Here is a 12,804-nt window from a genome sequence, read left to right on the forward strand (position 1 = left end):
GCTTAAAGACTCATGCGCCCTAAAAGGCCACTGGTCATCAACCCATCAAAGATGAATTGAACCGACAGCGCCGCGAGCAAAACGCCGACAATGCGTGAGATCACATGCAGCACGGTAAAGCCCAATATGCGTTGCAATTGGGTGGCGCCGAGCAAAAACAAATAGGTCAGCATCAAAATCAGCAAAAGGCCCGCCACCACGGCCACCTGGCGTGGCGGGTCGCCACTGGCATCTGCCATCAGCAAAATGGTGGCCCCAATCGCCCCCGGCCCGGCAATCAGCGGTGTGGCCAAAGGAAATACGGAAATATCTGAGGAAGAAGCGGCTTCCGCATTTTCCTCGTCCGTGGTGGAGGTGCCGCCTGAAGAGCGGGCAAACACCATATCAATAGCAATCAGCAACAAGAGAATGCCGCCTGCGGTGCGCAGGGCGGGCAAACTGATGCCAAAAATGGATAAAAGCGGTTCGCCGAAAAACACGAAGAACAAAAGCACCGCGCCACCAATCACCACGCCTTTAAACACCATGGCGCGGCGTTCAGCCGCCGTGGCCCCTGCGGTTAATGCTGCAAACAGCACCACAATATCCGCTGGCCCAATGGTCGCGAAATAGGTGGTGAAAGACACCAGGAAGGTTTCAATTGGCATAAGCACTCAGCCCCATAATGCTTGTCTGGGGCTGAGTTTTACACTTCTAGCGGCGCTTTTCAATCGCGTCCCAAATCAGGGCGGCAATATCTGGCCCGCCAAATCGTTTGATTTCACGAATGCCAGTGGGCGAAGTGACGTTAATTTCGGTGAGATAATCGCCAATCACATCAATGCCGACAAAGATAAAATCGCGCTCTTTCAGGGCGGGGGCGATTCTGGCGCAAATTTCTTTTTCCCGCGCGGTGAGTTCGCTTAATTCAGGTCGTCCGCCCACATGCATGTTGGAGCGGCTTTCGCCCTCAGCGGGAATGCGGTTGAGGCCCGCCACCGGTTCGCCATCAATAATAATGATGCGTTTGTCGCCTTTGCGCACATCCGGCAAATATTGCTGGATCATAAAGGGTTCGCGGAAGCTCGATTCAAAAATTTCCAGCAGCGACACCAGATTATGATCGTCTTGCTTCAAAAAGAAAACGCCCGCGCCGCCATTACCATAAAGCGGTTTGACGATGATATCGCCATGACGCTTGCGGAAATCAACAATCTGCGCCCGATCACGCGTCACCAAGGTTGGTGGCATCAAATCTGGAAATTCGGTCACCAAAATCTTTTCAGGTGCGTTGCGCACATGATCCGGGTGATTGACCACCAGCGTTTTCGGCAGCAATCGCTCCAACATGTGGGTGGTGGTGATATAATGCATATCAAATGGCGGGTCCTGCCGCAGCAAGATCACGTCAAACTCACTCAAATCGGTCAGCGATGCAGCGCCAAGCTCAAACCAATGATCATTGTCATCAAACAATTTGACCGACGCCACTTCCGCTTTCACAACGCCATTTTCAAGGCTCAGCGTGGCAGGCGTATAATAATGCACATCATGGCCGCGCGCCTGCGCCTCCAACATCATGGCAAAGCTGGAATCACCTGCGGGGTTAATCGCGCCAATGGGATCCATCTGCACGGCAATTTTTAGTTTCTTATCAGTCATAAGGCGCCTGTTACCCTTCATAAACATCTTCGGCCATAAACGTGTTCTGGATATGGATGGGCCAGCGCCAAGGCGCAAGACCGATCACATCAAATTGTTTTTGATGGCTAGCATATTGCTCATTTTTGGCCAACCAATATTGCGCTGCCCGCCGATGGCGGTGGGGCTTGATTTGTTCTAGCGCCATATAAAGCGCGCCACGGCCACGCCGGGCCTTCACTTCCACAAAAATGATCTGATTGCCCCGCTGGGCCACCAAGTCTAACTCGCCCACAGGGGTTTTTACCCGTCGGGCCAAAATGCGATAAAATTTAATGCGCAAAAACAATTCCGCCAGCCGCTCACTTTTGCGTCCATAACGCTCGGCTTGCTGGCGGCGCTCGATCATTTTTTAAGCTCCAGTGCCGCTTGATAAACTTGTTTGCGCTTGAGGCCAAAGCCTTGGGCAACCTCATCAACCGCGCTACGCAGCGGCAGTTCTTTCAGCCGTTCGGCAAGCGCATCCTGCCATTCATCTTGATCTGGCTCGCTGGCCATTTGGGCGCCCTCCACCAAAATCACCAATTCGCCCTTCACGCTCTGGCCCGCAAATTGTGCGGCAAGTTCGCCCAAGCCGCCGCGATATAGCGTTTCAAATTTTTTGGTGATCTCTCGCGCCACAACCGCTTGTCGGTCAGCGCCAAAAATCTCCGCCATGGCTTCAAGGCACGCCGCAACACGCTTGGGGGATTCGTAAAACACCAGCGTTTCCGATCGACCCATTAGCTCTTTCAACCGTTCTTTCCGCGCCATTTGCTTTGGCGGCAAAAAGCCCAAAAATGAAAATTGATCAGTTGGTAAGCCTGCCACAGCAAGGCCCGCCAGCAGTGCCGACGCACCGGGCAGGGCCACCACATCAATGTCTGACTTTGCCGCTTCACGCACCAAGGGGAAACCCGGGTCAGACAATAGGGGCGTGCCTGCGTCTGAAATCAGCGCAATCGCCGCACCCTCTTTCACCTGTTGCACAAAATGGGCAGCCATCTGGCTTTCATTGTGCTCATGCAATGCTTTGCGGGGTGTTTTAATGCCAAAGGCAGAGAGCAATTTGGCCGATGTGCGTGTGTCTTCACACAGAATCAAATCAGCACCGGCCAAAATCTCCAAGGCGCGCAAGGTAATATCTTTCAAATTACCAATTGGCGTAGCCACAATATAGAGCCCCGGCGGCACTTTTGATGCATTCATGCCATGTTCGCCAATAAAATAGCGTCGATCCGGGGATAATTGCGCCATAGAATTTGCTCAATTCCTAAATATATGTTGATTTCAGCATTTAAGCGCCCACACTATAGTGGATCGCGCATCGGGGACAAGCACCGTGATCAAGCCGAATCTGCGGCGAAAAAGCGGTATAAGATTTGTACAACTTGGCGGACGTGCAAATCAAATAGGAGTTTGGGGCATGGCATCAGTGCAAGCGGCAGCCAAAAAAATCACAGCTAAATCAGTTTTCGCCCAAGGGGCAAAATGGTTGGTCAGCCTTGGCGCTGGCGCGGCGCTTTTGGCATGTACACCTGATTTCAGTTTTGGCCCATCAACCGGGGCCGATCGCGGTGTGCAGCGCCCAGATTTAAGCAGCCAGTCTAATCTGCCCCCAGCCAAAGGCGAAATTATTGGCGAAGGCAATGTGCGGGTGGCGCTTTTGCTGCCCCTAAGCGGCAATGAAGGCCTTTCAAGCGTCGGCACGTCCATGCGCAATGGCGCGAAAATGGCGATTGATAAAATCAATAGCTCCGCCGGCTTCCCGCGCAATGTGCAACTGGTGGTTAAAGACACAGGCGGCAATGCCTCAACCGCGCGCACGGCCGCAGCCGAAGCCATCACCGAAGGCGCAAGCCTGATTCTTGGACCATTGCGGTCAGATAGCGTGCGCTCTGCCGGCGCCGTAGCGCGGTCGTCTGGCGTGCCATTGATCGGCTTTTCCAACAATTCGGGCGCTGCCGCATCTGGCATTTATCTACTCAATGTGCTGCCAGAGACGGAAGTCAAACGGTCCTTGCAATATGCCCAGAATTTCGGTCGCAAAAGCTTTGCTGCGATTGTGCCTAAAACCGCCTTTGGCCAAATCCAAGAAGGCGCGTTCCGGGTTGCCGCGTCACAAACTGGCGCCAATGTGCAAGGCATTTATCAATTCGCCAACGAAACAGAAGCCCGCACCGCGGTTGAACAAGTGGTGCCGTTCCTGCTCTCTGGCCAAATCGACACCTTGTTTATCCCTGATCGGGCAACCGCCCCATCAATCGCTGTGCTGTTGGAAGCAGCCCAGATTGATAAAAACAGCCTGACCATTCTTGGCTCAGCTGACTGGGATGGCGATGAAAGAATCAGCCAAACTCCATTTTTGGCCGGGGCCTTTTTCCCTGCGGTGGATGGAGCAGGCTATGACAAATTGAAGCCAGAATATGAAGCGCTTTATGGCGCGACGCCACATCCAATGGTCACGTTCGCCTATACCGCCGTATTGTTGGCCAACTCCACCAGCCTTGCCACGTCAACCCCGCCATATGATCGGGCCCAATTGACCCGCGCCAGTGGCTTTTCCGGCCAAGACGGCGTATTCCGCTTCACCGACAGCGGCGCCAACGAACATGCTTTGGTGATCAAACAGGTTGAGCTGGGCGGCAGCCGCGTGGTGGACAGCGCCAAAATGCCAAGTGCAGGCACCCTCGCAACGCGATAAAGCAATCAACCTCTAAAGTTAAGCAATGTGCACGCCTTTGGTCTAAACCCCGAAGGCGTGTTCTGTTTCCCCATTCACCATTGCGGCGCAAAGTTTTTGCACCTTCATTCTAAACTGCTTATAGTGAGCCAAAGGGCTTAAACCGCGCACTTTGGGCGCGCGGCATGTAGGGGTAAAAAGCGTCAAATGTTTATGTTCGATCTAAAGGGCCGGGAAACGGCCCCGCAGCACCGACCATCTTCGAAATGGTATCACAATCTATTGTCGGTGGTGCCAGGGCTTAGCTCACGGCCGACGGTGCCCCTGAGTGATCTTGACCAGGAAACAACTTTCGCATCGCCCATGACCTTGGCGCGGATTGGTCCACTGGAAGTGCGCGTGGCGATGAGCGCCAGCGAAGTCCGCAAGGCGCAAGAGCTGCGCTATAAAGTATTCTATGAAGAAATGTCAGCCAAGGCTGATGCCCGCACGCGCCGTACCAAGCGCGATGCGGATGAGTATGATCCCCTATGCGACCATATTATTGTGCTTGATCACGATAGCGCCCAAGGCGTAACCGGTCGGCCAAAAATTGTAGGCACTTATCGAGCTTTGCGCTCTGAAGTGGCGCTGGCAGCGAATGGTTTTTACTCCGCTGCGGAGTTTGATTTGAAACCCATGTTGGCCACCCATTGGCAGCAAGGTTTTTGCGAAGTGGGCCGCTCCTGCGTATTGCCCGAATATCGCGATAAACGCACCATGGAAGCTTTGTGGGTGGGGCTTTGGGCCTATGCCGTGCTGAACAATATTGATGTGTATTTCGGCGTGGCCAGCTTTGAAGGCACAAACCCTGATGAGCACAAAGAAGCCCTGAGCTTTTTGCACCACCATTGCCCCGCGCCAGAAGGATGGCGGGTGTCACCCCAGCCAGATGTGGCGGGGAAAGTCGATTATATGGCGGCTGACAAGATCAATGAACGCGCCATCATGAAAAAGCTACCGCCTTTGATCAAAGGCTATTTGCGCATCGGCGCTTATGTCGGCGATGGTATTTTCATCGACAAGCAATTTGGCACCACAGATGTGATGATCATCACGCTATTGGACCAAATGCCGGAGCGTTATAAGCAACATTTCCGCACCCTGACCGGATTAGACCGGAAAAACTGAGAATTTGCCATCAATCGCTGTTGGCAAGCCCTGCACACTTGCATAGTGTTTTCACCTTAATCGCCTCAAATATGTGATTTTGTGCATGACCGAACACGCCGACCAAAACGCAAAGCCCGAAACAGCGCCTGCGGCCGAAAATGCTGCTCCGCTTGCTCATGATATTGAGCAAGAAGAATATGGCGCTGCTGAACCACCGAAAAAGCCTAAAAAACCTGCCAGCTCCAGCCAACCTACGCCGATGATGGCGCAGTTTTTGGAGATCAAAGCGGTTAATCCCGGCTGTTTGCTGTTCTATCGCATGGGCGATTTTTACGAGTTGTTTTTCGAAGATGCCGAAATTGCGTCTAAAGCACTTGGGATTGCCCTCACTAAACGCGGCAAACATTTGGATGAAGATATCCCCATGTGTGGCGTGCCGGTGCATGCGGCGCAGGACTATTTGAAAAAGCTGATCGCCCAAGGCTATCGCGTTGCCGTTTGCGAACAGATGGAAGACCCGGCGGAAGCGAAAAAGCGCGGTTCAAAATCTGTCGTAAAGCGCGATGTGGTGCGGCTGGTCACCCCTGGCACCATCACCGAAGATGATTTGCTGCCCACCGGCAGCAACAATTATGTCGCCACCTTGTCCATGCTGCGCCATGGCGAAAAGGATTTTGCGATTGCCTATGCGGATATCTCCACGGGCGATCTGTTCTATGCCGAAATTGCCGCGCCAATGATCAGCGATGAATTGGCACGTATTGAGCCGCGCGAACTGGTGCTAACCGCAGCTACCCGCGATGCCCTGATCGAAGCAGGCGGCGTACCCGCCGCTGCTGATATTCAGTTGGCCGAAGAGCGGGTAGACCTGTTCGATTCTGATTTGGCGGGCGACCGTATTAGCAAATATTTTGCCGCCGACCAGTTGGACCCATCTGCCTTTTCCCGGTTGGTGCGGTCCGCCATTGGCGCATTGATCGGCTATATTGACGAGACGCAACGCGGGGCACAGGTGCCGCTGCGCCAGCCGCGCGTGGGCGGGGCCAATGCAATGATGATTGACGCGGCTACTCGCACGTCGTTGGAATTGCTGCGCACCAACCGGGGCGAAACCAAAGGGGCCTTGCGCCATTGCCTCGATAATTGCGTAACCGCTGGCGGTTCCCGCCTTTTGTCGTCGCGCATTGCGGCACCTTTGGCCGATCCGCAAGCTATCAATGACCGATTGGACATGCTCGATGATTTTGCACGTGATAGCTTGCTGATCACCGATATTCGTGGCCGCTTAAAAGCTGCACCAGATTTGGTGCGCGCCGTAACGCGCCTTTCACTGGATCGGGGTGGCCCGCGCGATATGGCCGCCATCGGCGCAAGCGTGATTGCCGCTGGCCATCTTTTGGCGCCGCTCAGCCAAATCCGAAATCCAAGCACAGGCGTGCAAAAAATTGTCGCGGCATTGGAGGCCTCACCGCAAACTCTGGCCGACCATTTGGCCCGTGCCTTGAAAGAGGAATTGCCACTGCTGCCCCGTGATGGGGGATTTGTGGCCAAAGGCTACAATCCGGAGCTGGATGAATATCGCACATTGGCAACGGAAAGCCGCCAGATTATCGCGGCGCTGCAAGCCAATTATGCCGACATTTCCGGCATCAAATCCATCAAGGTGAAGCACAACAATGTGCTGGGCTATTTCGTTGAAGTGCCAGCTTCCCATGGCGATAAGATGATGGGCGAACCGCTCAATCAAACCTTTATCCACCGCCAGACCTTGGCCAATGTGGTGCGTTTCACCACCAATGAATTGTCTGAATTGCAAGGTAAAATCACCCGCGCCAGCGAGGCGGCAGTGGCGATTGAGCAGGGCATTTTCACCCAATTGCGTGCGGAAATTTTGAACGAGACCAAAGCGTTGCAACAGCTTGCCGATGCGTTGGCAGAACTGGATTTTGCCACAGCAATGGCGCTGTTGGGCCTTGAGCGCAATTATAGCCGCCCCAAAATTGACAACAGCACCGCCTTTGAAATTGAATCCGGCCGCCACCCGGTGGTGGAAATGATGCTGCAAAAAGAAGGCACCACAAATTTTGTGGCGAATGATTGTGACTTGTCCGGGCCAGAAGCAGCGGGCGAAGTGGGTGCCCTTTGGCTGATTACCGGGCCGAACATGGGCGGTAAATCCACCTATTTGCGGCAAAATGCATTGATCGCCATCATGGCGCAAATGGGCATTTATGTGCCTGCGCGTTCTGCCCATATCGGCGTGGTGGATCGCATTTTCTCGCGCGTCGGGGCAGCAGATGATATAGCCCATGGCCGTTCAACCTTTATGGTCGAAATGGTAGAAACTGCCGCCATTCTAAACCGCGCAACAGCCCGTTCACTGGTGGTGCTTGATGAAATTGGTCGCGGAACGGCCACATTTGATGGCTTATCTATTGCTTGGGCCGCTGTGGAAGCTTTGCACGAAAACACCAAATGCCGTGCCCTTTTCGCCACCCATTATCACGAACTCACCGCCCTTTCAGAGCGGTTGGATCGGGTGAGCAACCACACCATGAAGGTGCGCGAATGGGAAGGCGACGTGGTGTTTTTGCACGAAGTGGCCAAAGGCACTGCCGACAGATCATACGGCATTCAGGTGGCAAAATTAGCGGGGCTGCCGGACCATGTGGTAACCCGCGCGCAAGAAGTTTTGGATATTTTGGAAAAACGCGAAGCGGGCAGCATGGAAGAAGGCATGAGCCAATTGCCACTTTTTGCCGCACGTCCGCAGCCAAAGGTCGAAAAACATCAAGATTTGCTTGCACAAAAAATGAAAAGCATAAATCCTGATGAAATGACGCCGCGCCAAGCGATTGATTTGATTTACGAACTGAAGAAACTTTCGAGGGAAAATGCCTGAAAATAATCGGATGCCAAAAGCATTTAAACTGCAAAAAGCAGACGATTTGATCGGACATATTCTCGATCAGCTGGGCGAGCTGTCTCCCGCCAGCAACGATGCCCGCAAAATTGTGCTGGCTACGGCCAAAAAAGCATTGGCCGATGCGCGCAGCCAATCCGAGCAAGATTTGCTGGAAAATGGCAAGGGCAAGCGTTGCGCCAAGAATTTGTGCGCCGCCCAAGATGAAATCATCAAAATGGCGTTTAAGTTCGCCTCTGGCTATGTGTTCCCCGTCACCAACAGATCTGATGCGGAAACGCTAACCATCGCGGCGGTCGGTGGCTATGGAAGGGGCACCTTGGCCCCCGGCTCAGACATCGATTTGCTGTTTATCCTGCCCTATAAGCAAACCCCTTGGGGCGAGAGCGTCACTGAATATGTGCTCTATTTGCTGTGGGATTTGGGCCAAAAGGTCGGCCATGCTGTGCGTTCTATTGATGAATGTATCCGCATGGCAAAGGCGGATATGACTGTGCGCACCGCCACGCTAGAAAGCCGCCAAATCATTGGCGATCTGGCGCTTTATGACGAGCTGCAACAGCGATTTGCCGACGAGATTGTGGCCAATAGCGGCGCGGAGTTCATCGCCGCCAAAATGGCTGAGCGTGATGATCGGCACGAGAAAATTGGCAACACACGCTTTGTGGTGGAACCGAACATTAAAGACGGCAAAGGCGGTCTGCGCGATTTGAACACCCTGTTCTGGATCGCGAAATATTTCTACCGCGTGCGCACCAGTGCCGAGCTGGTGAAAAAAGGCGTCTTTTCCCGCGCAGAATTCCGGCGCTTCCAACGCTCCGAGGATTTTTTGTGGGCCATCCGCTGCCACTTGCATTTCCTGACCGGGCGCTCCGAAGAAAAACTTTCGTTCGAGCTGCAACAGGATTTGGCCCAGCGCTTGCATGTGAGCGGTCGCGCGGGTTTGCGACCTGTGGAACGCTTGATGAAGCGCTATTTCTCGGTGGCGAAAGATGTCGGCGACTTGACCCGTATCTTCTGCACGTCGCTGGAGTTCAATCACGCCAAAGATGTGGACGTGCTGGGCCGTGTGCGCAAAAGCCTTTCTGGGCGACGCAAGATCAAAGGCGAGAAAGATTTTGTGGTCGATCGTGGCCGGATCAACATTGTAGATGATCAGGTTTTTGAAAAAGATCCGGTCAATTTGATCAAAGTATTTTGGGTGGCGGGGCGCGAAGGGCTGCTGTTCCATCCAGATGCGCTCAAGGAGCTCACCCGTTCCCGGCAATTGATCGACAAACATCTGCGGCAAAATCAAAAAGCCAACGAATATTTCCTCAAAATTCTAACTCACCCACAATCGGTAGAGCGCATTTTGCGCCGCATGAATGAGGCGGATATTTTGGGAAAATTCATCCCTGAATTTGGCCGCATCGTCGCGCTGATGCAATTCAATATGTATCACCATTATACGGTGGATGAGCATTTGATCCGTGCGGTCGGCGTGCTGGCCGAAATTGTCGAAGGCGGGCTAAAAGATGAACTGCCGCTGACCCATGAATTGCTGCCGCATCTCGCGGACATCAAACTGCTTTTTGTGGCCCTGTTCCTGCACGATATTGCTAAGGGCCGGCCAGAAGATCATTCGACGGCAGGCGCCAAAGTGGCCCGCAAGCTGTGCCCACGTTTTGGCCTGACGCCTGCCGAAACCGACACCATCGCCTGGCTGATCCAAAATCACTTGGTGATGAGTGAAATCTCACAGGCGAGGGACGTGCAAGACCCTCAAACCGCAGCCAATTTCGCCGACATCGTACAAAGCCCCGCCCGGCTTTCATTGCTGTTGGTGCTTACCGCGTGCGATATTCGTGCCGTCGGCCCCGGCGTATGGACAGGCTGGAAAGGCTCGCTTTTGCGCGCGCTTTACTATGCTACCGAGCCATTGCTTTCGGGCGGCCATTCACAAATCAGCCAGTCCGAACGGATCGAGGCAGCGAAAGAACGCTTGAGCCAAGCCCTGCGTGATTGGCCGAAAAATCAGCGCGAAGACTATATCGAAAGCCATTATTCCACCTATTGGGTGCGCTCTGAATTTCAGCTGCAAATGGAGCATGCCAAGATGATCCGCAAGGCCAACCAGCTTGGCCAAAGCTTTGCGGGCTGCGTCAGCGTGAAAGCCTTTGAAGCGATCACAGAGCTATCGATCTATACGCCAGACCATCCGCGACTTTTGTCACTGATCGCCGGGGCCTGCACCTTGGCCAATGCGGATATTATGGGCGCGCAAATCTCTATGATGCGGGATGGCCATGCGCTGGATACGCTGCGACTGAAGCGCACCTTCACCGCCGATGAAGATGAACGCATTCGCGCCCTGAAAATCATCGAAACCGTGCAAAAATTGCTGTCGGGCGAGAAAAATCTACCAAAAGATTTGGGCCGAGATTCCAAGCTAAACAAGCGGCTCAAGCCCTTCTCTGTGCCGACAGATATTTACATTTCAAACTCGCTTTCCAACAAATTCACCGTCATTGAGATTTCAGGGTTGGACCGCACAGGCCTTCTGCATGATCTGACCCGTGAGCTGGCAGATTTGAGCCTGACCATTCAGTCAGCGCACATCGGCACCTATGGTGAGAAGGCGATTGACGTTTTCTACGTCACTGACCTGACAGGCATGCAAATCACCGATAAGGCGCGGCAGAAAAAGATCAAAGAAAGCCTGTTGGAAGTGTTTGCCGGGTTCGAGCGCGAGAAGAAGGCGCTTCGGGCCAAGCGCCACAAAAAACTGCGCGAAGGCGCGTCCCTTAAAGGGCTTGCCTGATGAGCTTGGTGCGCAATTTTGCCTCTGTTGGGGGCGCGACCCTGTTGTCGCGTGTGCTGGGCTTCGTGCGCGACATTATGATGGCGGCGATTTTGGGCGCAGGGCCAGTGGCCGATGCCTTCGTGGCCGCCTTTCGCTTGCCCAACATGTTCCGCCGCATTCTCGCCGAAGGCGCGTTCAACACGGCCTTTATTCCACTCTTTGCCAAGGCGCTGGAAACCCAGGGCAATGAAGCGGCGGTGAAATTTGCGCAAAACATCATCTCATCGCTGATTGCACTTCTGCTCGTGCTGACGGTGCTGGCCGAAATATTTATGCCGCAATTGGTGATGATTTTGGCCCCGGGCTTTCAGGAAAACCCAGACAAGTTCGAGCTCACCGTGCTCTTTGCCCGAATCTGCTTCCCCTATCTCGCCTGCATGTCCTTAATGGCCGCCTATGCGGGGATTTTGAATTCGCTGCGCAAATTTCTGGCCGCGGCTTTGGCCCCGGTATTGCTGAATGTCGTGCTGGTCGGCTTTTTGGCGGTGCTCGCTTTCACACGACCTGAAATCGCTCAATCAGGGTTTTGGCTGTCCATCGGCGTGCTGGTGGGCGGCGTGGCTCAAGTGGTGATGGTGATCTTTGCGCTGGTGCGTACCGGCTTTTTGCCGCCCCTCTCGCTGCCGAAATTGGATAAAGATCTGCGCCGTTTTTGGACCCTGGCTGTGCCCGCCATTTTCACGGGCGGCGTCACCCAAATCAATATTGTCGTGGGCACCAACATCGCATCCAATGAAGCCAGCGCCGTGTCTTATCTTTATTATGCCGATCGGCTTTATCAATTGCCGCTGGGCATCATTGGCATTGCCATCGGCGTGGTGCTGCTACCGGAATTGTCGCGGCGCTTAAAATCCGAAGATTTTGCGGGTGCGGCGCGGGTGCAAGATCAATCTATGCTGTTCGCCATGATGTTGACTGTGCCGGCCGCTGTCGCCCTATTTGTGATTGCGGAGCCGATCATCAAAACCTTGTTTGAATATGGCGCCTTCTCGGCCTTTGCTGCTGAACAAAGCGCCATGGCCCTAGCCGTTTTTGCGTTGGGCTTGCCCAGCTTTGTGCTCGCCAAAATATTGCAGCCTGCCTTTTTTGCGCGGGAAAACACCGCCAGCCCCGCCATGTTTGCGGTGGTCACCGTCGCCGTCAATATTGGATTTTCGCTGGCGCTATTCCCCTTCTTCAAACATGTGGGCATCGCTGCGGCGACCACCATTGCGGGCTGGACCAATGTGGTGCTGTTGGCGGGTGGCTTGATGCGGAAAAAGCAATTCCAACTCACCCGCGAAACCCGAAATGGCTTGATCTATTTGTGCCTCGGCGCTGCGATCATGGGCTGGGTTCTGGTGGGCGGCCAATGGCTGCTTGCCCCCTATTTCGCTGCCGACCAATTTGTAGCGGTGCGCTTTGTCGCCTTGTTGGCGTTGGTTGGCGCTGGTGCGGTGGCCTATTTCGGCATGGTGCAGCTTTTTGGCGTTTATGATTTGCGCCGATGGCGTCGCTTGGCCACAGAGCCGACCAAAGGCTAATTCGCAAAGCGAACATGTC

Annotated in this window: 9 protein-coding genes; 5 read left to right on the forward strand and 4 right to left on the reverse strand. The window is 54.0% G+C overall.

Features of this window, described 5'->3' with window-relative positions; all coding sequences use genetic code 11:
- Positions 1–2 precede the first annotated feature (2 nt).
- From ATL17_RS14575 to rsmI, 4 genes are read right to left on the reverse strand one after another with little or no spacing between them, the layout of a single operon-like run.
- A complete protein-coding gene (locus tag ATL17_RS14575) occupies positions 3–647 on the reverse strand; it encodes a MarC family protein (protein WP_133573545.1) in 645 nt (214 codons plus the stop codon).
- A gap of 46 nt (positions 648–693) precedes the next feature.
- Positions 694–1,641 carry a glutathione synthase gene (gene gshB, locus ATL17_RS14580; RefSeq protein ID WP_133573546.1) on the reverse strand — a complete coding sequence of 316 codons (948 nt, stop codon included), beginning with the start codon at positions 1,639–1,641 and terminating at the stop codon, positions 694–696.
- Between the two features lie 10 nt (positions 1,642–1,651).
- Positions 1,652–2,029, reverse strand: a complete 378-nt coding sequence (locus ATL17_RS14585) for a YraN family protein (protein WP_133573547.1) — start codon at positions 2,027–2,029, stop codon at positions 1,652–1,654.
- Positions 2,026–2,916 carry a 16S rRNA (cytidine(1402)-2'-O)-methyltransferase gene (gene rsmI, locus ATL17_RS14590; protein WP_133573548.1) on the reverse strand — a complete coding sequence of 297 codons (891 nt, stop codon included), beginning with the start codon at positions 2,914–2,916 and terminating at the stop codon, positions 2,026–2,028. Before rsmI ends, ATL17_RS14585 begins: the two co-directional genes overlap by 4 nt.
- Positions 2,917–3,085: 169 nt before the next feature.
- On the opposite strand from rsmI, the gene ATL17_RS14595 reads away from it, so the two are divergent.
- From ATL17_RS14595 to murJ, 5 genes are all read left to right on the forward strand, one after another.
- Positions 3,086–4,363, forward strand: a complete 1,278-nt coding sequence (locus ATL17_RS14595; protein WP_133573549.1) for a penicillin-binding protein activator — start codon at positions 3,086–3,088, stop codon at positions 4,361–4,363.
- 186 nt (positions 4,364–4,549) lie between these two features.
- Complete coding sequence (olsB, locus tag ATL17_RS14600; RefSeq protein WP_208111220.1) at positions 4,550–5,512, forward strand: l-ornithine N(alpha)-acyltransferase; 963 nt, start codon at positions 4,550–4,552, stop codon at positions 5,510–5,512.
- An 85-nt stretch (positions 5,513–5,597) separates the two neighbouring features.
- Entirely contained in the window at positions 5,598–8,396 is a 2,799-nt protein-coding gene (gene mutS, locus ATL17_RS14605; protein WP_133573550.1) for a DNA mismatch repair protein MutS, read from the forward strand.
- Positions 8,389–11,220: a [protein-PII] uridylyltransferase gene (locus tag ATL17_RS14610; protein ID WP_133573551.1), complete on the forward strand. Its 2,832-nt coding sequence runs from the start codon at positions 8,389–8,391 to the stop codon at positions 11,218–11,220. Before mutS ends, ATL17_RS14610 begins: the two co-directional genes overlap by 8 nt.
- The gene (gene murJ / locus ATL17_RS14615; RefSeq protein ID WP_133573552.1) at positions 11,220–12,785 is read left to right on the forward strand and encodes a murein biosynthesis integral membrane protein MurJ; all 1,566 of its coding nucleotides are present in this window, start codon (positions 11,220–11,222) and stop codon (positions 12,783–12,785) included. The genes ATL17_RS14610 and murJ overlap by 1 nt, the downstream gene beginning before the upstream one ends.
- The last annotated feature ends 19 nt before the right edge of the window (positions 12,786–12,804 follow it).

It is taken from the genome of Maritalea mobilis, from assembly GCF_004363175.1.
GTDB lineage: Bacteria > Pseudomonadota > Alphaproteobacteria > Rhizobiales > Devosiaceae > Maritalea > Maritalea mobilis.